Here is a 22,348-nt window from a genome sequence, read left to right as displayed (position 1 = left end):
ATGTTCCGTACCGCCCTGCGCAACGTGCTCACGCACAAAGCCAGGCTGTTGATGACCGTGCTCGCCGTCATGCTCGGCGTCGCCTTCGTCTCCGGCACCCTCGTCTTCACCGACACCTTCGGCAACGCCTACAAGAACAAGTCGGCGAAGAGCTTCGACCACGTCTCCGTCGCCATCACGTCCGACAGCGGCTACTCCGGCGACGACGGGCACGGTCCCAAGCAGAAGCCCGAGCTCACCGACTCCCTCCTGAAGAAGGCCGACGGGCTGCCCGGCGCCGGTTCCGTGCTCGGCGCCGTCTCGGGCTTCACCGCGCTCGCCGACAAGGACGGCAAGCTGGTGGGCGGCGAGTGGGGCACCACCGGCGCCAACTACTTCCCGGGCAAGGACGGCAAGGACCCGCGCTACGACTTCACCGAGGGCGCCGCCCCGAAGTCCGCCGGTGACATCGCCCTCGACTCCCGCACCGCCGGCCGCACCGGCTACAAGGTGGGCGACTCCGTCCGCTACTCCACCGACGGACCGGTGCGCACCGCGAAGGTCAGCGGCATCTTCGACACCGACGAGGGCAGCGTCGTCGCGGGCGGCAGCCTGGTCGTCTTCGACAACGAGACCGCGTTCAAGGCGCTCAACAAGAACCAGTACGACGAGATCGACGTGAAGGCGGCCGCGGGCACCTCCGAGGCGGCTTTGGAGAAGTCGGTCGAGAAGATCCTGCCCAAGGACTCCTCGACGATGACGGGCGGCGAGCTCAAGGACCAGCAGGACAGGATGATCGAGGAGCAGACCAGCTCGATGAGCCAGGTCCTGCTGATCTTCGCCGGCATCGCGCTCTTCGTCGGCATCTTCATCATCGCCAACACCTTCACCATGCTGGTCGCCCAGCGCACCAAGGAGCTCGCGCTCATGCGGGCCGTCGGCGCCTCGCGCCGCCAGGTGACGCGCTCCGTGCTGATCGAGGCCTTCCTCGTCGGCATGGTCGCCGCCGTGAGCGGTTTCGCGCTCGGCATCGGTGTGGCCGTGGGCCTGGAGTCCCTGATGAACTCCGCCGGCGCCTCGCTGCCCGACGGACCGCTCGTCATCGCCCCGACCACGATCGTCGTGGCGCTGCTCATCGGCGTCGTCGTGACCATGCTGGCCGCCTGGCTGCCGGGCCGCCGTGCCGCGCGGATCCCGCCGGTCGCCGCGATGAACAGCGTCCACGCGACGCCGACCGTGCGGGGCCTGGTGGTCCGCAACACCATCGGTTCGCTCATCGTCGCGCTCGGCGCGGTGATGCTCTTCATGAAGGACAACTACGTGAAGTCGGGCGGCGCGGGCGTCATGCTCGTCGGCGTCATCGTCCTCACGCCGCTGCTGTCCCGTCCGTTCATCGCCGCCTCGGCGCCGCTCCTGAAGCCGTTCGGCGTCACCGGCAAGCTGTCGCGCCTCAACTCGGTGCGCAACCCGCGCCGCACGGCCTCCACGGCCGCGGCCCTGATGATCGGTCTGACCCTCATCACCGCGATGACCGTGGTCGCCACCTCGATGAGCACCGCCATCAACAAGATGGCCGCCGGCGCCATGAAGGCCGACTACAGCGTCTCCATGGCGAACTTCCAGCCGCTGACCCCCGAGGTCCGCGAGAAGCTGGACAAGCTCCCGCAGGTCGAGGCGACCACTCCGCTGCGCAGCACCTACGGCGAGGTCGACGGCGGCTTCGTCTCCATCTCCGGCGTCGACCCGAAGACCTTCGGCGAGCTGGTCGGCCTGGACTTCACCAGCGGCTCGGTGGCCGGCCTGAAGTCCGGCGGCGCGCTCGTCGACGCGGACACCGCCAAGGACAAGGGCCTCAAGGCGGGCGACACCTTCCCGATGAAGTTCGACGACGACGGCAAGAAGGTCGAGCTGAAGGTCGCCGGTGTCTACGAGGGCAACGAGATGCTCAACGGCCTCTTCGCGCCGACCTCCGTCGTCGACCCGCACCTGACCAAGGTCGTCGACAAGCAGGTCCTGGTGAAGATGGCGGGCGGCACCTCCGACAAGGCCGAGGACGCCATCATCGACGCCCTGGGCGACAACCCGGCCATCACCGTCCAGGACAAGGACGCGATCAGCAACCAGGTGGCGGGCGCCATCAACATGATGCTGAACATGCTCTACGGCCTGCTGGCCATGGCCGTCCTCATCGCGGTGCTCGGCGTCATCAACACCCTGGCCATGTCGGTGTTCGAGCGGAAGCACGAGATCGGCATGTTGCGGGCGATCGGCCTCGACCGCGCGAAGGTCAAGCAGATGGTGCGCCTGGAGGCGGTCATCATCTCCCTGTTCGGCGCGGTGCTCGGCATCGGGCTCGGCCTCTTCATGGGCTGGGTCGCGGGCGGCACGATCTCGAACAGCGTCTCCACGTACTCCATGGAGATCCCGCTCGGCCGGATCGTGATCTTCCTCGGGATCGCGGCCCTGGTCGGTGTCCTCGCGGCGATGTGGCCGGCCCGCAGCGCGGCGAAGCTGAATCCTTTGATGGCCATCAAGAGCGAGTAGCTCCCGCGGGGGGTACGGGCAAAGGGCCCCGGCGAGGAATCTCGCCGGGGCCCTTCGGCGTGCCGCGTGTCGCCGCTGCGCGGCTCGTCCTCAAACGCCGGACGGGCTGGATGTCACCTCCAGTCCCTGGACCTCAGCGGCAGCCCCGAGGTGCCGCTCTCGGGGGTCTTCACCGCGAGGACTTGGTTGACGCCGATGCGGTTGTGTTCGAAGGCCAGTGCGGAGGCGGCCATGTAGAGGCGCCAGATGCGGGCGCGGCCGGGTGAGGTGAGCTGCTGTCCCTCCGCCCAGCGCGCCTCCAGGTTCGCGACCCAGCGGCGCAGGGTGAGGGCGTAGTGCTCGCGGATGGACTCCAGGTCGCGCACCTCGAAGCCGGCCTTCTCCAGGAGCGCGACGGTGGTGCCCACGGGCGCCAGCTCGCCGTCGGGGAAGACGTACGCGTCGATGAACTCGTCCACGGAGTACGCCGTTTCGTCGGCCTGCGGGCGGCGCGCGATCTGGTGGTTGAGCAGCCGCCCGCCGGGCCTGAGGAGGGCGTACAGGTCGTGGGCGTACTCCAGGTAGCGTTCGCTGCCGACGTGTTCGGCCATGCCGATGGAGCTGATGGCGTCGTACGGTCCGTCGCGCACGTCGCGGTAGTCCTGGACGCGGATCTCGATCCGGTCCGTCAGGCCCTCCTCGGCCACCCGCTTCCTCGCGTAGGCGGCCTGCTCCTGGGAGAGGGTGATGCCCACGACGCTCACGCCGTGCTCGCGTGCCGCGTGGATCGCCATGGAGCCCCAGCCGCACCCGACGTCGAGCAGCCGTATGCCGGGCCGCAGGCCGAGCTTGCGGGAGACGAGTTCGAGCTTGTCGCGCTGGGCGTCCTCCAGGGTGCCGTCGGGCGACTCCCAGTAGGCGCACGAGTAGACCATCGACGGGCCGAGGACCAGCTCGTAGAAGTCGTTGCCGACGTCGTAGTGGTGGCTGATGGCGCGGCGGTCGCTGCCCTTGGTGTGCAGGTGGAGACGGCCGTGTCTGCGCATCTCCTCGGGCGGCGGCGCGGGCGGCAGGAAGGGGGCGGAGAGGGCGAGCAGGGAGCGGGCCGCGGCGCGGAACGCCGGGTCGCGCAGGGACTGCCGCAGGCTCCTGGCGCCGTCGTCGCGCTCCCAGATGAACTCCGCCATCGTGTCCAGGGCCCGGTAGAGATCGCCCTCGACGTCCAGGTCACCGGCGACCCAGGCGCGGGCGAGGCCCAGCTCGCCCGGCTTCCACAGGAGGTGGCGCAGGGCGCGGCGGTTGCGTACGACGAGTGCGGGGGCGTCCGGGGGGCCCGACTCCGACCCGTCCCAGGCGCGGATTCGTACCGGCAGCGGGGCTCCCGTGAGCTGCTCGGCGAGGGTCTTCAGCCGCTGTGCGGCGTCCTGCATGGCGCACACCTCCGTGGATGGGGCATCCCTTGTTGTGACAATGAGGGAAAATCCCGGAACGGTCCAACACCATGGCAACGCCGCGGGGGCCGGGCGCAGTCCCGTCGCTCCGTCACGGTACGGCAAAATAGATGCCCCCGGCATCTATTTTTTCGCCGACATGCCGCCGCCGACATGCCGAAGGGGCCGCCCGCACCACGGATGGCAGGCGGCCCCTACGGGGTGTATCGGTGACGCGAGGTCAGGAGGCCTTCGCCCGCTCCTCGGTCTTCGCCGCGGGGGCCGGCTCGGCGGCCACCGCGGGCTTCGGGGCGGGCTTGGCCGCCTCGTAGAACTCCTCGCGCGGGGCCTCCAGAGCACCCAGGGAGACGACCTCGCGCTTGAGGAACATGCCGAGCGTCCAGTCCGCGAAGACGCGGATCTTGCGGTTGAACGTCGGCATCGCCATGCCGTGGTACGCGCGGTGCATGTACCAGGCGAGACGGCCCTTGAGCTTGATCTTCATCTTGCCCATGACGATCATCGCGACGCCCTTGTGCAGGCCGAGACCGGCGACCGCACCCTTGTTGGCGTGGCTGTACTCCTTCTGCGGGAAGCCCCGCATGCCGGAGATCACGTTGTCGCCGAGGACCTTGGCCTGACGCAGCGCGTGCTGGGCGTTCGGCGGGCACCAGGCGTTCTCGTTGCCGGCCTTGCGGCCGACGACGTCCGGCACCTGGGCGTTGTCGCCCGCGGCCCAGATGTAGTCCGTGCCCTGCACCTGGAGCGTCGTCTGGGTGTCCACGTGGCCGCGCGGGCCGAGCGGCAGACCGAAGCGGGACAGCGCCGGGTTCGGCTTGACGCCCGCGGTCCACACGATCGTGTTCGAGTCGACCTCGAGGCCGTTGTTGAGGACCACGTGGCCGTCCACGCAGGAGTCCATGCCGGTCTTCAGGTAGACCTCGACACCGCGGCCTTCCAGGTGCTCCTTGCCGTACTGGCCGAGCTTCGGGCCGACCTCGGGGAGGATCTTGTCCGCGACGTCGACGAGCACGAAGCGCATGTCCTCGCGCTTCACGTTCTTGTAGTACTTGGCCGCGTCGCGGGCCATGTCCTCGACCTCGCCGATGGTCTCCGCGCCCGCGAAGCCACCGCCGACGAAGACGAAGGTCAGCGCCTTGCGGCGGACCTCCTCGTCGGTCGTGGAGTCAGCCTTGTCCAGCTGCTCCAGGACGTGGTTGCGCAGGCCGATGGCCTCCTCGATGCCCTTCATGCCGATGCCCTGCTCGGCGAGGCCGGGGATCGGGAAGGTGCGGGAGACCGCGCCCATCGCGATGACCAGGTAGTCGAAAGGCAGCTCGTAGGCCTCGCCGACGAGCGGCGCGACCGTGGCGACCTTGCGGTCCTGGTCGATGGTGGTGACCCGGCCGGTGAGGACTTCCGCCCTCGGCAGTACGCGCCGCAGCGGTACGACGACGTGCCGCGGCGAGATGCTGCCTGCGGCGGCTTCGGGGAGGAAGGGCTGGTAGGTCATGTACGAACGGGGGTCGACGACCGTGACGGTCGCCTCTCCGAAGCGCATCTTCTTGAGAATGCGCCGAGCTGCGTACAGGCCTACGTACCCACCGCCTACTACGAGGATCCTGGGACGCTCCGTGGTGCTCATGCCATCGAGTATCCACCCGCCCGGCGGGGGTCGCTCGTGCGCCCCTTCACAAGCATGCCAAGGGCCTCTGCTACACTTCGCCGCCCACGTGACCGAGGTCATGGTGTCTGTGGGGAACCACGATGCCACACGAGTCGTTGTGCACCCCTTGTGAGCTGCACTCCGAGGCCCCTTCCGGCCCGATTCGGAACCCCTCGCCGCACTCCGGTCACCCGCACGAAACATCCCGGCCACGAGCCCGGCCCTTCGAAAAGCCCCCTTTTGGCGGCCCGAGACCGTCGAACCGCGCCCAGCAGGGGCTTTTTCCTTGTGAAGAACTTCACGAACTTTCTGGTCACCCGGTTGCACCACAACATGTCGCGCGGCGGCGGTCCGTGGGCCAGCGTGTTTGGTGACCGCACCAGCAACATTTGGAGGGCTCATGCGTATCCGCACTGCTCTGGTGGCCATAGCCATGGCTGCTGCCGCTGTACTTGGTAGCTCCGGCACCGCAGCCGCGAACGACCCCGACGGCTCCGACAGCCAGTTCGGGCTCAATCTCCTCTGCGGCATTGGCGTTCTCGGCATTGGTGTCTGCGCGAACGAGACCCAGTAGGCCGGAACTCACGCCTCCGAACGCCCCGCCGCTCCCCTGCGGCGGGGCGTTCCGCATGCCGGCACCGGGCGAGGAGGTGACCCGGTCAGGCGCTCTTCCGGCCTGCTTCGATGTCCTCCGCCACTGCGTAGGCGATGCCGTCGAGGATGTCGTGCTCGCTCACCACGACCTCGCGCGCGCCGGTCCTGTCCATGATCGCCAGCAGGACCAGCGCGCCCGCCGCGATGACGTCGACGCGGCCCGGATGCATCACCGGGATCGCGGCGCGCTCGTCGTGCGTGGCGTGCGTGAGACGGTCCACGATGGCGCTGACCTGCTCGTACGAGATCCGGGAGTGGTGGATCGCCGCCGAGTCGTACGTGTCGAGACCGAGCGCGATCGCGGCGACCGTGGTCACCGAACCCGCCAGGCCGACCAGCGTGCCGGCCTCCTTGAGCGGCACCGTGCGCTCGGCCAGGTCGAGGGCGGCCTCGATGTCGGCGCGGATCGCGGCCAGTTGCTCGGGCGCCGGCGGGTCGGTGACGACTCCGTCCCGTACGAGATGCCGCTCGGTCATGCGGACGCAGCCGACGTCGACGGAGCGGGCGGCCCGCACGTGGTCCGTGCCGACCACGAACTCCGTGGAGCCGCCGCCGATGTCCACGACCAGGTACGGCTCGGCCAGGTCGGCACGGCCCGTCAGTTCCCTGGTGGCGCCGGTGAAGGAGTACTCGGCCTCCTGGTCGCCGGAGATGACCTCCGGCTCGACGCCCAGGATGTCCAGGACGCCCCGGACGAATGCGTCGCGGTTCTCGGCGTCGCGGGAGGCGGAGGTGGCGACGAAGCGGATCCGCTCGGCGCCGTGCTCCTTGATGACGGCCGCGTACTCGCGGCAGGCCGCGAAGGTGCGGTCCAGGGCCTCCTGCGCGAGGCGGCCCGTCCTGTCCACGCCCTGGCCGAGCCGGACGATCGTCATCCGCCGGTCCAGGTCGACCAGTTCGCCCGTGGCCGGGTCGGCGTCCGCCACCAGGAGGCGGATCGAGTTCGTGCCGCAGTCGATGGCGGCGACCCGGGTCACTCGGCGCCCTCGGCGGCGTCGGCGCACGGCGTGACGCAGGGGCCCTTCGCCCACCACTCCGGGAGCATCGCGATGGCCTCGTCGCCCAGCGGGTTCACGCCGGGCCCCGCGGCCAGGGAGTGCCCGACCAGGACGTGCAGGCACTTCACGCGGTCCGGCATGCCGCCCGCGCTCGGGAAGCCCTCCAGGACCTCGATGGCGTCACGGCGCGCGATGTAGTCCTCGTGCGCGGCGCGGTACTGCTTCGCCAGCTCCTCGTCCGTCGTGAGCCGCTCCGACATCTCCTTCATGACGCCGTTGGCCTCCAGCGTGCCGATCGCGGAGGCGGCCCGCGGGCACGTCAGGTAGTACGTCGTCGGGAAGGGCGTCCCGTCCGGGAGGCGCGGCGCCGTCTCGACGACGTCCGGCTGTCCGCAGGGGCAGCGGTGCGCGATGGCCCGCAGGCCGCGCGGCGGGCGGCCGAGCTGCTGCTTGAAGGCCTCGACGTCGGCGTCGGTGGGCTCGGTGCGCGGGGTGCTCGGCGGGGGCGTTTCCATGCCTGTCTTTCATGTCGGTACGGGTCGGGGACGGATCGGAAGTCAGTCGCCGGGGCGGTCGGCCTTGTCGACGCCGTCCCAGACGTTCGAGTACCAGGGGCGCGCGGCCGCCCCCTGGTCGGTGCGGCGGCTGCGCGCCGCCGCCGGGTCGATCACCGTGAAGCCGGTCTCACCCGGCATCACGTAGTGCAGGCGGTCGCGGATGCGCTGCTCCGCGTACGCGTCGTCCTGCCAGCGGGCCTTCTCGTCGCGGAGCTTCTCGACGTCCTCGCGGTGCTCGGCCTGCTGTCTGCGCAGGTCGTCGATCTCGGCGCGCTGCGAGACGTACTGCCGCATCGGGTACGCGAGCGCGACGACCAGCGAGCAGAGCACGAGCGCGAGGAGGGCGGCCCGGCCGGTGAGCCGGGAGCGGCGCGCCTGGCGCTTGGTCTGGGAGCGGTAGACCCGCTCGGCGGTCTGCTCGCCGAGCAGCCGCAGCCGGGTAGCCGTGGAGAACCGGTCCTTGGTCCCGGCCTTGCCCATGGTCCCGCCTCCCCGGCGCAGCGCCTGCACGTACGTACGTCCCCGCACACGGTACGGGACCGGGTGCGGGGACGTACGTAACTACGTGGCTGCGAAAGGTCAGCCCTCGCTGTGCTTACTGGTCCGCAGAGCGGAACCGCGGGAACGCGCTGCGGCCTGCGTAGACCGCCGCGTCGTCGAGGATCTCCTCGATGCGCAGGAGCTGGTTGTACTTGGCGACGCGCTCGGAGCGGGCCGGGGCGCCGGTCTTGATCTGGCCGCAGTTGGTGGCGACGGCGAGGTCGGCGATGGTGACGTCCTCGGTCTCGCCGGAGCGGTGCGACATCATGCACTTGAAGCCGCTGCGCTGGGCCATCTCGACGGCGTCCAGGGTCTCGGTCAGCGAACCGATCTGGTTGACCTTGACGAGCAGGGCGTTGGCCGAGTTCTCCTCGATGCCGCGGGCCAGGCGCTCCGGGTTGGTGACGAACAGGTCGTCGCCGACGAGCTGCACCTTGTCGCCGAGCTTCTCGGTGATGACCTTCCAGCCGGCCCAGTCGTCCTCGAACAGCGGGTCCTCGATGGAGACGAGCGGGTACGAGGCGACGAGCTCCTCGTAGTACTCGGTCATCTCGGCGGCCGAGCGGTCCTTGCCCTCGAAGGAGTACGTGCCGTCCTTGTAGAACTCGGACGCGGCGACGTCGAGGGCGAGGGCGATCTGCTCACCGGGGACGTAACCGGCCTGCTTGATGGCCTCCAGGATGAGGTCGAGCGCGGCGCGGTTGGAGTCCAGGTTCGGGGCGAAGCCGCCCTCGTCGCCGAGGCCGGTCGACAGACCCTTGTCCTTCAGGACCTTCTTGAGGGTGTGGTAGACCTCGGTGCCCCAGCGCAGCGCCTCGGAGAAGGACTCCGCGCCGATCGGGGCGATCATGAATTCCTGGATGTCGACGTTCGAGTCGGCGTGCGACCCGCCGTTCAGGATGTTCATCATCGGGACGGGCAGCAGGTGCGCGTTGGGACCGCCGAGGTAGCGGAACAGCGGCAGGTCGCTGGCCTCGGAGGCGGCGTGCGCGACGGCGAGGGAGACGCCGAGGATGGCGTTGGCGCCGAGCGAGCCCTTGTTGTCGGTGGCGTCCAGGTCGAACATGGCCTGGTCGATCAGGCGCTGCTCGGTGGCGTCGTAGCCGACGAGCTCCGGGCCGATCTGCTCGATGACGGCGAGGACGGCCTTCTCGACACCCTTGCCCATGTAACGGTTGGGGTCTCCGTCACGGAGTTCGATGGCCTCGAAGGCACCGGTGGAGGCACCGGACGGAACGGCGGCACGACCGGTGCTGCCGTCGTCGAGGCCGACCTCGACCTCGACCGTGGGGTTGCCTCGGGAGTCCAGGATTTCCCGGGCTACGACGACGTCGATGGACGGCACGAGCATCTCCTTCTGGGATGTGACGCGGTTACGCGAGCCGCTTCGGCCCTGCGTCTCCTGAGCCTAACCGGCTCCGGGCCTTCGGCCAGCCGACCGCCCGTCCCCTGGGACGGCACAAAGGCCATATGGCCCGGAAACAGGGCGTAAGACCATGTTCTCTACTCGCTAGTAGCGAACATGGAGGGGCGGAAGCGGCGCAGCGGACGGGTGCGGACATGGCCCCGCCCCGGTGCGTACGGGGGATACGCGCACCGGGGCGGGGAGCCCGTGGGGACGGGGGGTACGGCCGTGCGTCCGCCGAGGCACGGCCGTGACCGGCCGGGTCAGCTCAGGTGGAGCTGCTGGCCCGGGTAGATCATGTCGGCGTTGTCGATGATGTCGCCGTTGAGCTTGTAGACCTTCTGCCAGCCGCCCTTGACGTTCTTCGCCTCGGCGATCTTCGACAGGGTGTCGCCCGTCTTGACCTTGTACTCGCCGTCGCCCTTCTTGACCGTCTTGCCGGTCGGGGTCTCGACGGTCTTCTTGGACTCGGTCTGCGGCGCCGGCTGCGGCTTGGGAGCGGCCTGCTTCGGCGCGGCCTGCTGCTGCGGAGCGGCCTGCTGCTGCGTCTGCTGCGGCTGCGGCTTGCTCTGCTGCTGCGGGGCCTGCTGCTGCGAGCCGCCGCTGCTGGGCGACGCGCCCGAGAGGCCGACGCCGCAGCTCGGCCAGGCGCCCTTGCCCTGGCCCGCGAGGACCTTCTCGGCGATCTCGATCTGCTGGGCCTTGGAGGCCTTGTCGGCGGTCGGCGCGTACTTCGTACCGCCGTACGCGGCCCAGGTGGAGGCGGAGAACTGCACACCGCCGTAGTAACCGTTGCCGGTGTTGATGGACCAGTTGCCGCCGGACTCGCACTGGGCGACGGCGTCCCACTCGGAGGTGGTGGCGGCGGAGGCCGAGCCGGCCGCCATCAGCGGGGCGGCGACGGCGGCGCCGGTCACGCCGACGAGCGTGGCGACGCGAGTGGCCTTGGACGGACGACGGTGCTTGCCCTTGCCGGAAAGCAGCATGAGTTGATCCCCTACACCGACGCCTGCGAGGTGAGCTGTCGGGTTCGGGCCGATGTGGTTGCCCGGTCGCTCTCTCGCGAGTGCGACTTCACCCCTAGCCGTTTCCGGCACTTACCTTGGGTCCCCCGCTCCTGCCCACGGCGCTCTTGAGCGACGACTGTTCCCGTCCGGCCGTTGGCAGGATTCGGCGTACCGACCGGCGGGGCTCACCAGTGGCGAGCGGTCACGACCGTAGACACGCTCCCCACTGAATTTCAAAGACGATCAGGGCTTCTGAGACCCATCTCTCACTCGCGCCAAACCGGACAACACACATCAAGTCGCCCGCCGACGCATCGTCAATTTCCGTTACTTTTCGCCCACATCGAGGCTCTGACCGGGGAGGATGAGGTCCGGGTCGCCTCCGACGGTCTTCTTGTTCTCGCTGTAGAGCTCGTGCCATCCGCCGTCGACCCCGAAGTCGTCCGCGATGACCGAGAGGTTGTCCCCGGAGCGCACGGTGTACGTCCCGTCGGCGACCTTGGCGGAGCGGTCGCCGCCGCGCGAGGCGTGCCGTCCTGGACGGTCCCCGGCGCTGTCGCTCTCGTCCGCGCGGTCGCCGCGGTGGCGGCCGGAGGAGGAGCCGTTGGGGTCCGTGGCGTCGTCGGCCGGGTCGGTCGACTTCTCGGACGTGGGCGAAGTGGTGTCCTCCTGGCCCGACTTGCCGGACTCGCCCTTGCCGTCGGCCTCTTCGGCGTCGCCCTTGCCGCCCTTGCCGCCCTTGCCGCCCTTTTCGCCGGACTCGCCGTGATTCTTCTCTCGTGAACTGCCGCCGGAGGCAGGCGTGTCGCTCGCGTCGTCGGAGGACTTCCCCCGGCCGGTGGACGGGTCGTCGGACGGCTTGTCCGTCTCCGTCTTCCCGGGAGCCTTGGAGTCCTTGGAGTCCTTTGAGCCCTTGGAGTCCTCGGCGTCCTTGGAGCTGTCGGAGTCCTTGGAGCCGGTCGAACCCTTCGGGTCGTCGGAGGGCTTGGGGGCGACGGGGCCGCCCGGGTCGACGTCCGCCGCGGCACCGTCCTGGCTGAGCCCGGCGATCGGGGCGCAGCTCGGCCAGGCCGCGGTGCCCTTGTCGTCGAGGATCTTCTCGGCGACGGCGATCTGCTGCGAGCGGCTCGCCTGGTCGGCGCTGGTCGCGTAGTCGAGGCCGCCGTACGCCTCCCACGTCTCCTGCGAGAGCTGGAGGCCTCCGTAGTAGCCGTTGCCGGGGTTGGCGCTCCACGCGCCGCCGCTCTCGCACTCGGCGAGCTTCTCCCACGTGGTGGTCTCGGCGGCGCTCGCGCTGGTGGCGCCGAGCAGTGGGATGGCGATGGCTGATCCGGTGACTCCTGCCGCGACGATGAGGGCCGGGGCCTGGCGGGGGCGTCGGTGACGGCCATTGCCGGAGAGCATGCGGGTGCCTTTCGGGAGACTTCAGCGACGACTTGGGCGCCCGGGGCGCTCAAGTCGTCGTGAACGTAGCCGCAGTCGAACGCTTGTCACAAGTCGATGCAGCGGAGATCACGCGAACATCACAGTCCTGATGGCTCGTCAGTGGGGTGTGTGCCGGGCACCGTTTTCTGTGCGGTTGTGAACTCCACGGGCAACGTGCGCAGTCCTCGCATGATCAGCCCGCCACGCCACCGCAAATCCGCGGGATCGGCCGCCAATTGCAGGTCGGGAAGGCGGCGCAGCAGCGTCGCGAGTGCGGTGCGGCCCTCCAGCCGGGCGAGCGGGGCGCCGAGGCAGTAGTGGATTCCGTGCCCGTAGCCGAGGTGCTGATTGTCACGGCGGGAGAGGTCGAGGGTGTCCGGGTCGGCGAACCGGGCGGGGTCGCGGTCGGCGGCGGCGAGGACGACGAGGACGGGGTCGCCGGCCGCGATGTCCTGGCCGCCGATGCTGAGCGCCTCCGTCGCGAACCGCCAGGTGGCGAGCTCGACGGGCCCGTCGTACCGCAGCAGCTCCTCGATGCCGGTCTCCAGGAGGCCGGTGTCGCCGTCGTCCAGCGCCCGCTGGAGCCGTGCGCGCTGCTCGGGATGGGTGAGCAGCGCGTACACGCCGTTGCCGATGAGGTTGACGGTGGTCTCGAACCCGGCGAAGAGGAGGATGAAGGCCATCGCGGCGGCCTCGTTCTCGGTGAGGTGCTCGCCGTGGTCGGAGGCCTTGATGAGGCCGGAGATGAGGTCGTCGCCCGGTTCGAGGCGCTTGCGGTGGATCAGCTCGGCGAGGTAGCCGCGCATCTTCTTCACCGACCGCGCGACGCCGCCGCGCGGGCCGCCGCCGTGTCGGATCATCATGCCCGCCCAGTCGCGGAAGTCGTCCTGGTCCTCGCGGGGGACGCCGAGCAGGTCGCAGATGGCGTAGATGGGCAGGGGGAAGGCGAACTCGTGGATGAGGTCGGCGGTGCCCTCCTGCGCGAACCCGTCGATGAGCCGGTCCGTCAGCTCCTGCACCCGCGGTGCGAACTCGGCGACACGGCGCGGCGTGAACGCCTTCGCGACGAGGCGGCGCAGCCGGGTGTGGTCCGGCGGGTCGATGTTGAGCAGATGCGTCATCAGCTCGGCCTTGCGCTCGCCCGGAATGCCGGTCTTGCCCTTGGCGTGGGCGGGCTCGGCGTGGTGGGCCGGGTTCTTGCTGAGCCGCTGGTCGGCGAGGGCCTGCCGGGCATCCGCGTACCGCGTGACCAGCCATGCCTCGACCCCACTGGGCAGCCGCTGCCTGCTCACGGGCTCGTGCTCGCGCAGCCAGGCGTACGCGGGGTAGGGGTCGGTGGCGAACTCCCAGGTGAAGAGCTCGGGCTGCGGGGACGCCCCGGGTACGGGGCCGGCTCCTGCGGGGCAGGTGGCGGGCGGCTGGTCGTGCATGCGGTGACCGTATCCCCAGGAGGAGCCGGAACTCCTCCTGGGCCCGGCCCGGCCCGCGCGGGTCCGGAACGGGGGTCGGAGGGGCCGGCCCTGCGGGCGGCAGCGGGGCAAACCCTGCCCAGGGCCCCATGCCCGGGGCTCCATGCCCTGGGCGCCAGGCGCAAGACCAAGTGCAGGACCGAGGCCTGGCCGCGAGACCGGCCCGTTGGGCGGGGCGGTGGCGGGCGTATTTCGTGTGCGGGGCGGGAGGTGCTAGTCCAGGTGGGGGTCCGGGGGGTGGGTGGAGAGGGGGCCTGTTGGGCGGAGGGGGCCCTTCAGGCGGCGGGTGGCCGAGGGGTCGCCCTCGGCTTCGGCGATGCGGAAGTAGTGGACCGCCAGGTGCTGGTGGACCTGGCCGAGCAGCGCGGCCGTCCCGGGCTCGCCCGCCTCGGCGGCGGCCGTGAGATAGGGGAGCGCCTCCTCGTACGCGACCCGGGTCGCCAGCAGGTGGCCGAGGCGGCCGGCGGCCCGCGCGTGCCCGCGGTCGGCGGCCTTGCGGAACCAGTCCTCGGCGGCCGCCGTGTCCCCCTCGTCCCCGGCCAGCAGGCCGAGCCAGGCCATGGCGTCCGCGTCCCCGTCCGCGGCGCGCGGCGTGAGGGCCAGCCGGAAGGCGGCCACCAGGCCGCGCAGCTCGGCCGGTTCGTGCGGCTCCAGATCCTCGTACGCGCGCCGCCACACGCGGTCCGGCACCGGCGCCGCCAGGTCGGAGCGGGCCGCGTCCGCGATCAGCGAGCCGTACGCCCGCCAGGTGCCGGGCCACTCCCCCGGTACGAGCAGCCCCGTCACGCCGTGCCGGGGCGCGGTGGCCCAGGCGAGCGCCTCCTCGAACGTCTCCTCGGACTTCGCATCCGTCGCGCCGGGGCCTTCCAGGTCGTACTCCTCCTGGACCTGCCTCAGCAGTTTCGGCGTGACGCCCCGCGTCAGCCCGCACCGCGCCAGGTCGATCGCCGCGCGCACCAGGAGGTGGCCCAGCAGCCGCGTGCCCACGCGGCGCGCCCTGCGCCACTCCTCCCACAGGTCCGGGCCGAGCGCGAGGAACTCCGTGACGCCGAGGGCCCCGCGCCAGCGGACGGCGTCCGCGAACCGCGGGTCGTCGACCGTCGCGAGCCGCGCCAGCTCCGTCTCGCTCCACTCGGTGGGGACCTCCACGGTCTGCGCGACGCTCAGGACGCGGGCGGCCGGGTCGTGCCCGAAGCGGTGTCTGTCGTACGCCTCGTCCCGCATCGTCGCGAGGACGAGGACGCGGGCATGGGTGAGCTCCGCGAGGACGCCGGGGGTGCCGGGCTCCGTGAGGTGGCCGTCCAGGTCGTCCAGCCACACCACGTGGGTGCCGGCCGCCTCCCGGCCCCTGAGCTGGTCCGGGAGGCCGCGCAGCTCCGCTCCGCCGCCCGCGACGAAGACCCGGGTGTCGTCGGGGACACTCGCCCGCAGCGCCGCCCACGCCGTCGAGGTCTTCCCCGACAGGGGGCCGCCCGTGACGATGACGAGGCCGCCGTAGTGCGCGGCGTGCTTGAGGAGGACGGACAGCTCGTCGTCGCAGTCCCGGGTGACGTAGGGCGGCAGGGCCGTCGCACCGGGGAACCGGCGGGTGGGGCGCACGCCGAGGCCGAGGCGGCGGAGCCCGTCGAGGCGCGGCCAGCCGTCGGCTGCGGCGTGCCGGGGCGCGGGCGGTGTGGGCGGCGTGGGCGGTGCGTTGACGGTGACCGAGCCGATGGAGTCGGCCTGGACGACGGTGGCTTGGGTGCCGCCGGTGACGGAGTTCCGCGCGCCGGGACCGGACGCCGGCGCCCCGGCCTCCTTCTCCTTCCCGCCCTCGAGCTGGGCGGCGGAGTACCAGGCGGGCGGTGTGTAGTCGATGGCGAAGTCCCCGGTGAAGTCGGCTGCCTCGGTGGCCTCGGCCGTGTCGGGCTCGCCGCCCGTGACGAGGGCGGCGTCGGCCACGATGACGCGGAGGCGGTCCGCCCGAAGTCCGCCGCCGGTCCTGAGGCAGTCGTACAGCACCCCGCACCAGAATCGCCGCAGTGTGCCCGGGTCACCGACCTGCGCGATCACCTGCGTCCTGTCGATGTCGAGCTCGTTCTCACCGGCCCTGGCCCGCGACTGCCGGAAGTACTCCCCGAACTCCTTCCTGACCCACAGCCAGCGGCCCCTGCGATCCCACATCGCCCCCACGAGGACATCGGCCGCCTCGGCGGCCAGCTCCTCCAACTCCGTTGCCACACAAGCCCCCACGCCGTCGTACCGCCCTGGGGAACAACGGTACTAAGCACCCGCCCCCTCGGCCGCCCGCACCGCGTCCCGGTAGGCCCGCGCCGCCACGCGGAGCGCCGCCTCCGGGTCGACGCCCGCGGCCTCGGCGCGCAGGGCCAGCGCGAGCAGTTCGTAACCGACGCCCTCCCCGGCGGGCACCGTCACGTCGAGGCCCGCCGTCCGCGCCCGGGACGCCAGCTTCGCGGCCAGCGCGAGGCCGGGCTGGCCGAGCGGGATGCCCTCGGTGACCGACGTGCGCTGTTTCTCCTGCGCCTTCGTGCGGAGCCAGTGCGCCTTCACGTCCTCCGGCGTGTCCGCCGAGTCGTCGCCGAAGACGTGCGGGTGGCGGTGGATGAGCTTCTCGACGATGCCGCCCGCGACGTCGTCGACGGAGAACGGGGCCTCGGCGTCCTCCTCGGCGATCCGCGCGTGGAAGACGACCTGGAGGAGGACGTCGCCGAGCTCCTCGCGCAGCTCCTCCCTGTCGCCCTCCTCGATCGCCTCGACCAGCTCGTACGCCTCCTCGATCGCGTACTTCGCGAGGCCCTTGTGCGTCTGCTGCGAGGACCACGGGCACTCGTCCCGGATCTGGTCCATGACCTGGACGAGGTCGAGCAGGCGCGCGCCCGGCAGGTCGTACGAGGCGGGGAGGAGCTCCAGGTCCGGCATGGCGACGCGGCCGGAGCCCGCGAGCCGGGCCAGGCCGTCCGTGAGCGCCCGGTCGCCCTCGGCGGTGGCGACGACCAGGACCGTGCGGCCGCCCGCGCAGGCGTCGACCAGCTCCTGCGCGCCGGGCGCGGCCTGCTCGACGCGCACGCCCGCCTCGCGCAGATAGGGCAGCTGCGGATGGGAGGCGTCGGCGCACAGCACCTCGTCCGCGGCGTGCAGCGCCTGCCAGGCGGGCCAGGACAGGAGGCCGGGCGCGACCCGGTGGCTGGTGGTCAGCAGGATGACGCGGCCGGCGGGCGCGTCGGCGGAGTCGGCCGGGGGCGTGGTCTCGGTCTCGTTCACCCGTCGAACGTAACCCAGCCCGCCGACACTCCCCCGCCGTCCCCTCTCCTATGACCCCTGTGCCTCCTACGCCGGCTGTTCCTCCGTCGGCGCCTTGGCGTCGGTGACCTCGCGCACCCACGGCGTCTTGGCGTCCGTGCGCTTGTTCTTGTCGACGTCCCATGCGCCGTAGCGCGGGTTCAGGTCGATGTCGAGCTTCTTGGAGGCGGCCGACAGGGCCTTCCAGAACACCGCCTGGCCCTCGGGCGACTGCATGTCCGCGTCCAGCTTCTTCGCGAGCTTCTGCGCCTCGATCTCGGTGCGCAGGCTGTCGTCGAGGCGGGCAGGGGCGACGCCGTACTGCTGGAGCCAGGCCTGCTCAAGGGCCTTCTTGCCGCCCTCCTGCTGCTCCATGGCGGCCCGCATGGTCTGGATGTCGCGGCGCGTGACGCTCACTCCGGCGTCGGCGGCCGCGCGGTGCAGGACCTTGTCGAGCACCATCGTGTGCAGGGTGCTGCGGGTGAGAGCGCCGGACTTGGCGATGGCCTGCGAGTACTGCGCGTCGTCGGGGATGGCGGCCCGCTGCGCCTCGCGCACCTCGTTCACCCGGCCCTCCAGCTGCGCGACGGTGATGCGGTCGCCGCCGACGACGGCCGCGGCGCCCGGGTGCGCCTCGCTGCCGCAGGCGGTGAGGAGGGGGGCCGCGGCGATCGCGGCGGCGGAGAGGATGAGCGCGGTGCGACGGCTGTTGCGGCGGTGCAAGGTGGGCCTCCCGTTGGAGATTGTGCGGCGGTGCACAAAGTCTTGCGGTGATCGATGGTAGGCAGTGGCCGTCGTCTCGGCCAGCCATTCGACACCTATTCGACCAACGATTTCCCGGGAGTTGAGGCACCCCATACGCCCGCCGCCCCGCCGTTCGGACCTATCCGCGCACTTGTCCGAGCCACTGGAGCGTGCGCCGGATCTCCGCCGGGAAGGGGTGGCCGGGGCCGTGCAGCAGCTCCGCGTCGTGCAGGAGCCGGGCCAGCGTGTCGTGGGCGGCGTGCCGGTCGCCGAGGGCGAGGAGCAGCTGGCCGATGCGGCGGCGGATCTCCAGGGACTGGTGGCGGTCCTCCGTCGCGTACTGGTTCTCGTAATAGGGAAGGAGCGCGCGGTACTCGGCGAGGGCCGCGGCCGGTTCGCCGAGCTGCTCCAGGCACTGCGCGGCCTCGTAGCGGAACTGGAGCGAGTGCGGGTCGGCCTGGCCGGACTCGGCGGCGCGCTCGTCGGCGAGGCGGCGCAGTTCGGGCAGGGCGCGGCGGTACTGGCCGTCGTCCATGAGCGTGGCGGCGTACTGCTTGCGCAGGGTGCGGACGACGGGTGAGTGCTCGCCGTGCTCGGCGGCGGCGGCCGGCAGGATCGCACCGAGGATGTCGACGGCCTGCGTGATGCGGCCCTCGCCGAGGAGCCGCTTGACGTCCTCGACGGCGCGGGCGAGGTCCTGCTGGGGCGGCGCCCCGGGCGTCCCCGGCGGTTGTGCCGGCATGTCGGGGGCGGGCGCGGGCGTCGTCGCGCGGTCCGGCCACGGCGCGTGCGGGCGCAGGAAGGGGCGGGTGGGGTCGAGGGGGTGGCCGGCGGGGACGCCGCGGGCGGGCAGCAGGGGCGCCAGCTCCTCGTACACCTCCTGGGCGCTGGAGTGCCGGTGCTGGGGGTCCTTGGCGAGCAGCCGCAGGACGAGGGTCTCCAGGGCTTCGGGTACTTCGGGGCGCAGGCGGCGCACCGGCAGCGGTGGTTCGTAGAGGTGGCGGTGGAGGACGCCGAGCGCGGTGGATCCGGAGAACGGCACGTCGCCGCTGAGGAGTTCGTGCAGCAGCACACCGAGGGCGTAGAGGTCGGTGTACGGGCCGACGGCGCCGCCCATGGCCTGTTCGGGGGACATGTAGGCGGGGCTGCCGATGGGGGAACCGGTATGGGTGAGGCGGGTGGTGTCGGTGTCCATGACCGAGGCGATGCCGAGGTCGAGGATGGAAACGGTGCCGTCCTGCTTGACCATGACGTTCCGCGGCTTGAGGTCGCGGTGCACGATCGGCACGGCGTGCACCGCGGAGAGCACGGCGCACAGCTGGGCGGCGACGGCGACGGCCCACTGCCAGGGGTAGGGGTCGTGCTCGGCGAGGTGGTCGCCGAGGTCGGCGCCGTCGACGTACTGCATGACGAGGTAGAGGTCCTCGCCCTCGCTGCCCGCGTCGTGCACGGTGACGAGGCCGGGGTGGTCGACCTGCGCGGTGACGCGGCACTCGCGCACGAAGCGGCGGCGCAGCTCCTCTGCCTCGGCGCCCGCGACCCGGTCGGGCCTGAGCAGCTTCACGGCGACGCGCCGGTCCAGGCGCTGGTCGTACGCCGTCCAGACCTGGCCCATGCCGCCCTGGCCGATGAGCGTGGCGAGTTCGTAGCGCCCGGCGACGACGCGCACGGTCAGCTACCGCCTTCCCGCTTGCGCAGGTAGTCGCTCAGCTCGTCGAGCTCGGCCCTGACCTGGTGGATGCGGGCGGGGGCGGGGCGCGCGGGCGGCGGGGTCTGCTGGAACGGCGGGTGGCCGAGCTGGGTGGGCTGCGCGTGGACCGGTCCTGGCGCGGCCGGGCCTGGCACGGCCGGGCCCGGTGCGGTCGGGGCGGGCGGCTGCGGGTAGCCGTACGAAGGCTGCGGCTGGGGCTGCGGCTGGACGTGGCCGGTGAACTGCGGCTGCCGGTGCGGGCTGAAGTGGCGTATGTCCGCGACGAGGTAGTAGGCGACGGCGGCGAACATCGTGGAGAGCATCACGATCATGCCGGCGCTGCCGGGGCCCTGGAACTCCTCCTTGCCCGGGTCGACGCCGATGAGCACGAGAGCCAGGATGTCGAGGGCCGTCACGACGCCGAGGACGACCCAGTCGTACGACTTGCGGGTCACGAGGGCGAGCCGGAGCATCGCGGCCCACGAGAGGAGTCCGCAGGACAGCACCGCGAGCACCACGAACAGCACGCGCAGCGTGACATGCGTCCCGCTGGTGGGGGGCTGCGGTGGCGGCGGCGCGTAGCCCTGGCCGTGCATGGCTGCTCCTGGTGCCCGGTGAACGGATGGTCGAGGGTTCGAAGCGTATAGGCCGTCCGGCACGACCGGTCCCGGGTGTACCGAACCGTTGTCGTACTGGTCACTTGTCCTGGCAGTCGTACCCGCTTCGTACCGGCAGTCGTACTGGTCACGCCGTCCCGGGCGGAAGGGTTCCCTCCGTCAGACCGTCGTGCATCCCGCGCACCAGCCGGTCGCCGAGCCCGGCCGCGTGGCGCAGGGCGTCCTCGAAGTCGGCGAGCCGCCGGAAGCGTTCGCTGTAGCCGCGCTGTCCGGCGAGGGGCAGCCGGGGCAGCTGGAGGCGGCGGACGTCGAGCCGGGCGGCGGTGGAGGCGTAGCTGCTCGCCTGCCGGTGGTTGGCGGTGCCGCGCAGGAACCCGGCGAGGAACCACGGGTCGAGGGCGGCCGGGTCGGGGCGGAGCAGGGCGAGGCCGCGGCCGAGGGCGGCGCCCGCGGTGGCCTCGTCGATCACGCGGGCCGCGGCGCCGCCGCCGAAGACCGGGACGACGACGTCGCCGGGTTCGGTGCGCACGGGGTCGTCGTCCGGCTGGCCCTCGTGGGCGGTGCCGGAGGGGGCGGCGCCGGTGAGCACGTCGTGGTCGGTGAGGACGGGGGCGCCCGCGGCTCCCGCGCCGGTGCCGGTGTGCAGCGTCAGGGCGCCCGCGCGGGCCAGTTCGCCGACGGTGGTGAGCGGGGGGCGTGCGGTGTCGGCGGCGGACGGGGCCAGGTCGTCCGGCGGCGGCATGAGGTCGGTGGCCCGGCGCAGCGCCTCGCCCAGGCCCTTGCGTACGGTCGCGAGCTCCGTGCCGTCGCCGGCCTCGGCGGGGGGCGGCAGCCTGCGCGCGGGGGCCAGGTCGACCTCGTCGTCGAGGAGTTCGAGCACGGGGACGCAGCGGGCCGCGCCGGGGCGTTCGTCGAGGGTGCCGTGCCGCTCGACGTGGTGCCAGATGTCGAGCACGGCGTCCTGCACGGCGGGCCAGAGCTGCCGGTCGCGGCTGTCGGCGGCCGGCAGGCCGGCCGTCTCCACCAGCAGCAGCTCGGGCGCGGGCCGCGCCGCGGGGTCGGGCCTGCGCAGCACCCAGAGGTGCAGGGGCAGGTTGTACGGGGGCGCCGCGCCGGCCGGCAGGGCGATGACGGCGCGGAGCGCGCCGCGGCGCAGCAGGTCGGCGCGGATGCGGCGGCCCGAGCGGCGGGAGGCGGCGGCGGGCGGCATCAGGAGGACGGCGGTGCCGCTGTCGGCGAGGCGGGCCAACGCGTGCTGGACCCAGGCGAGTTCGGACTCGGAGCGGGCCGGGAAGCCGTACTCCCAGCGGGCGTCGTAGGCCAGTTCGTCGTGGCCCCAGTTGCGTTCGTTGAACGGCGGGTGGCAGAGCACGGCGTCGGCCCTGCGGCCCTCGTGGGCGTCGGCGCGCAGGGTGTCGGCGGCGGCGGTGCGCACGGTCGCGTCGGAGTGCAGGGCGAGCCGGAGCGCGGTGAGGGCGGCGAGCTCCGGGGAGCTGTCCTGGCCGTACAGGTACTGGTCGGGGCGGGGCGTGACGGCGCGCAGCAGGGCGCCGGTGCCGCAGGCGGGGTCGAGGACGGTGCGGGCGGGGGCCCTGCTCTCGGCGATCCGCGCCATCAGCTCGGCGGGCCCCGCCGGGGTGAGCGTGTACTGGCGGGGGTTGGCATCGGTCTGCCGGCCGAGCAGGAACTCGTACGTCTGCTTCGCGCCGAGCTCGGCGGCGAGCTCGGCGACGCCGCGCAACAGCGGGGCGGACGGCAGGAGTTCGCTGGGTTCGGGGACGCGGACGGCGCGCCCGCGCCGCACCCCGAGGCGCGCCGCCACCACCTCGTCGAGCTCGTCCGGCAGGAGCCGCGCGAGACGCTCGTCCGACACGGCGCTCACCGCGAGCCAGGCGGACGGCTTGTCGCGGATCAGGAGCAGGGCGCAGCCGGCGTGCAGGAGGGCGGTGACGGGGCCCGCGGGGTGCCCGGCGAGCTGCTGCCAGACGCGTTCGCGGAGCGGGACCTCGACGAGCTTGCCCTGGCCGCGCAGCCACCGCTCGACCTCGGTGAGGGCGAAGGAGGGGCTGGTCTCGGTGCCGCCGACGGGCTTGGGGAAGTCGCCGTGCCTGCGGCGCCAGTTGCTGACGGCGGCGCGTCCCACCCCGGCAAGGCGGGCGATCCCGGCGGCGGTGACTTCGGTCGCGTCGTCCCGCGGCGTCATCTGGCAGCTCCCCTCGTGCGCGGGGTCAGTCGCGCGTCGTGGCGCGGGGTCAGTCGCGCGGGGTCGAGCATACCCACGGGCTCCGCCGCACGGACCGCTTCACGGCGTTAACTCAAGATCTCCCGATACCCGTGTTGACTCGGTTCACAAGGAACTGCTCTG

General features: G+C 72.0%; 16 protein-coding genes, 2 pseudogenes and 1 riboswitch. Of the genes and pseudogenes, 2 read left to right on the top strand and 16 right to left on the bottom strand.

Annotated features, from left to right (window positions below; translation table 11 throughout):
• Positions 1 to 2,523, top strand: a complete 2,523-nt coding sequence (locus tag ACZ4Z4_RS14385; protein ID WP_468326746.1) for an ABC transporter permease — start codon at positions 1 to 3, stop codon at positions 2,521 to 2,523.
• A gap of 113 nt (positions 2,524 to 2,636) precedes the next feature.
• Here the strand turns inward: ACZ4Z4_RS14385 and ACZ4Z4_RS14380 are convergent, their stop codons facing one another.
• Together ACZ4Z4_RS14380 and ACZ4Z4_RS14375 are read right to left on the bottom strand one after the other, a co-directional pair.
• Complete coding sequence (locus tag ACZ4Z4_RS14380) at positions 2,637 to 3,932, bottom strand: class I SAM-dependent methyltransferase (protein WP_468326744.1); 1,296 nt, start codon at positions 3,930 to 3,932, stop codon at positions 2,637 to 2,639.
• 241 nt (positions 3,933 to 4,173) lie between these two features.
• A complete protein-coding gene (locus tag ACZ4Z4_RS14375) occupies positions 4,174 to 5,577 on the bottom strand; it encodes an NAD(P)/FAD-dependent oxidoreductase (RefSeq protein WP_468326742.1) in 1,404 nt (467 codons plus the stop codon).
• A gap of 421 nt (positions 5,578 to 5,998) precedes the next feature.
• On the opposite strand from ACZ4Z4_RS14375, the gene ACZ4Z4_RS14370 reads away from it, so the two are divergent.
• On the top strand, positions 5,999 to 6,172 hold the full coding sequence (locus ACZ4Z4_RS14370) for a hypothetical protein (RefSeq protein ID WP_468326741.1): 174 nt from the start codon (positions 5,999 to 6,001) through the stop codon (positions 6,170 to 6,172).
• A gap of 85 nt (positions 6,173 to 6,257) precedes the next feature.
• Here ACZ4Z4_RS14370 and ACZ4Z4_RS14365 read toward each other — a convergent pair whose 3' ends face one another.
• The 14 genes and pseudogenes from ACZ4Z4_RS14365 to ACZ4Z4_RS14300 all read right to left on the bottom strand — a co-directional run bounded on the left by ACZ4Z4_RS14365 (position 6,258) and on the right by ACZ4Z4_RS14300 (position 22,186).
• On the bottom strand, positions 6,258 to 7,229 hold the full coding sequence (locus tag ACZ4Z4_RS14365) for a Ppx/GppA phosphatase family protein (RefSeq protein WP_468326739.1): 972 nt from the start codon (positions 7,227 to 7,229) through the stop codon (positions 6,258 to 6,260).
• Positions 7,226 to 7,765, bottom strand: coding sequence for a DUF501 domain-containing protein (locus ACZ4Z4_RS14360; protein ID WP_468326738.1), 540 nt, complete (start codon positions 7,763 to 7,765; stop codon positions 7,226 to 7,228). The genes ACZ4Z4_RS14365 and ACZ4Z4_RS14360 overlap by 4 nt, the downstream gene beginning before the upstream one ends.
• A 42-nt stretch (positions 7,766 to 7,807) precedes the next feature.
• The gene (locus ACZ4Z4_RS14355) at positions 7,808 to 8,287 is read right to left on the bottom strand and encodes an FtsB family cell division protein (protein WP_468326737.1); all 480 of its coding nucleotides are present in this window, start codon (positions 8,285 to 8,287) and stop codon (positions 7,808 to 7,810) included.
• Positions 8,288 to 8,402: 115 nt separating this feature from the next.
• Entirely contained in the window at positions 8,403 to 9,698 is a 1,296-nt protein-coding gene (gene eno / locus ACZ4Z4_RS14350) for a phosphopyruvate hydratase (RefSeq protein WP_468326736.1), read from the bottom strand.
• A gap of 317 nt (positions 9,699 to 10,015) precedes the next feature.
• A pseudogene (locus ACZ4Z4_RS14345) lies at positions 10,016 to 10,219 on the bottom strand (LysM peptidoglycan-binding domain-containing protein); the annotation flags it as partial.
• Between the two features lie 123 nt (positions 10,220 to 10,342).
• Positions 10,343 to 10,738 (bottom strand): annotated as a pseudogene (locus ACZ4Z4_RS14340) (transglycosylase family protein); the annotation flags it as partial.
• 5 nt (positions 10,739 to 10,743) lie between these two features.
• Positions 10,744 to 10,891: riboswitch (cyclic di-AMP (ydaO/yuaA leader) on the bottom strand.
• Between the two features lie 195 nt (positions 10,892 to 11,086).
• Entirely contained in the window at positions 11,087 to 12,163 is a 1,077-nt protein-coding gene (locus tag ACZ4Z4_RS14335) for a LysM peptidoglycan-binding domain-containing protein (protein WP_468326735.1), read from the bottom strand.
• A 119-nt stretch (positions 12,164 to 12,282) separates the two neighbouring features.
• Entirely contained in the window at positions 12,283 to 13,614 is a 1,332-nt protein-coding gene (locus tag ACZ4Z4_RS14330; RefSeq protein WP_468326733.1) for a cytochrome P450 family protein, read from the bottom strand.
• Between the two features lie 252 nt (positions 13,615 to 13,866).
• The gene (locus ACZ4Z4_RS14325) at positions 13,867 to 15,873 is read right to left on the bottom strand and encodes an SCO5717 family growth-regulating ATPase (protein ID WP_468326731.1); all 2,007 of its coding nucleotides are present in this window, start codon (positions 15,871 to 15,873) and stop codon (positions 13,867 to 13,869) included.
• 42 nt (positions 15,874 to 15,915) lie between these two features.
• Complete coding sequence (locus ACZ4Z4_RS14320) at positions 15,916 to 16,914, bottom strand: nucleoside triphosphate pyrophosphohydrolase (RefSeq protein WP_468326729.1); 999 nt, start codon at positions 16,912 to 16,914, stop codon at positions 15,916 to 15,918.
• Positions 16,915 to 16,980: 66 nt separating this feature from the next.
• A complete protein-coding gene (locus ACZ4Z4_RS14315; protein WP_468326727.1) occupies positions 16,981 to 17,655 on the bottom strand; it encodes a SurA N-terminal domain-containing protein in 675 nt (224 codons plus the stop codon).
• 160 nt (positions 17,656 to 17,815) lie between these two features.
• Positions 17,816 to 19,351 (bottom strand): serine/threonine-protein kinase, encoded by a 1,536-nt coding sequence (locus ACZ4Z4_RS14310; RefSeq protein ID WP_468326891.1) that lies wholly within the window; start codon positions 19,349 to 19,351, stop codon positions 17,816 to 17,818.
• Positions 19,348 to 19,962 carry a hypothetical protein gene (locus ACZ4Z4_RS14305; protein ID WP_468326725.1) on the bottom strand — a complete coding sequence of 205 codons (615 nt, stop codon included), beginning with the start codon at positions 19,960 to 19,962 and terminating at the stop codon, positions 19,348 to 19,350. Before ACZ4Z4_RS14305 ends, ACZ4Z4_RS14310 begins: the two co-directional genes overlap by 4 nt.
• Before the next feature lie 148 nt (positions 19,963 to 20,110).
• Positions 20,111 to 22,186, bottom strand: a complete 2,076-nt coding sequence (locus ACZ4Z4_RS14300) for an N-6 DNA methylase (RefSeq protein WP_468326724.1) — start codon at positions 22,184 to 22,186, stop codon at positions 20,111 to 20,113.
• Between the last annotated feature and the right edge of the window lie 162 nt (positions 22,187 to 22,348).

Source organism: Streptomyces sp. NPDC030245 (genome assembly GCF_055572995.1).
The sequence above is the reverse complement of the archived record's forward strand: the minus strand, read 5'-3'. Positions and strand labels throughout refer to the sequence as shown.

Coding starts and splice junctions, on each gene's coding strand:
- ACZ4Z4_RS14305 (WP_468326725.1), bottom strand. CDS start 19,962: ATGCACGGCCAGGGCTACGCGCCGCCGCCACCGCAGCCCCCCACCAGC.
- eno (WP_468326736.1), bottom strand. CDS start 9,698: ATGCTCGTGCCGTCCATCGACGTCGTCGTAGCCCGGGAAATCCTGGAC.
- ACZ4Z4_RS14355 (WP_468326737.1), bottom strand. CDS start 8,287: ATGGGCAAGGCCGGGACCAAGGACCGGTTCTCCACGGCTACCCGGCTG.
- ACZ4Z4_RS14385 (WP_468326746.1), top strand. CDS start 1: ATGTTCCGTACCGCCCTGCGCAACGTGCTCACGCACAAAGCCAGGCTG.
- ACZ4Z4_RS14300 (WP_468326724.1), bottom strand. CDS start 22,186: ATGACGCCGCGGGACGACGCGACCGAAGTCACCGCCGCCGGGATCGCC.
- ACZ4Z4_RS14335 (WP_468326735.1), bottom strand. CDS start 12,163: ATGCTCTCCGGCAATGGCCGTCACCGACGCCCCCGCCAGGCCCCGGCC.
- ACZ4Z4_RS14330 (WP_468326733.1), bottom strand. CDS start 13,614: ATGCACGACCAGCCGCCCGCCACCTGCCCCGCAGGAGCCGGCCCCGTA.
- ACZ4Z4_RS14375 (WP_468326742.1), bottom strand. CDS start 5,577: ATGAGCACCACGGAGCGTCCCAGGATCCTCGTAGTAGGCGGTGGGTAC.
- ACZ4Z4_RS14370 (WP_468326741.1), top strand. CDS start 5,999: ATGCGTATCCGCACTGCTCTGGTGGCCATAGCCATGGCTGCTGCCGCT.
- ACZ4Z4_RS14360 (WP_468326738.1), bottom strand. CDS start 7,765: ATGGAAACGCCCCCGCCGAGCACCCCGCGCACCGAGCCCACCGACGCC.
- ACZ4Z4_RS14380 (WP_468326744.1), bottom strand. CDS start 3,932: ATGCAGGACGCCGCACAGCGGCTGAAGACCCTCGCCGAGCAGCTCACG.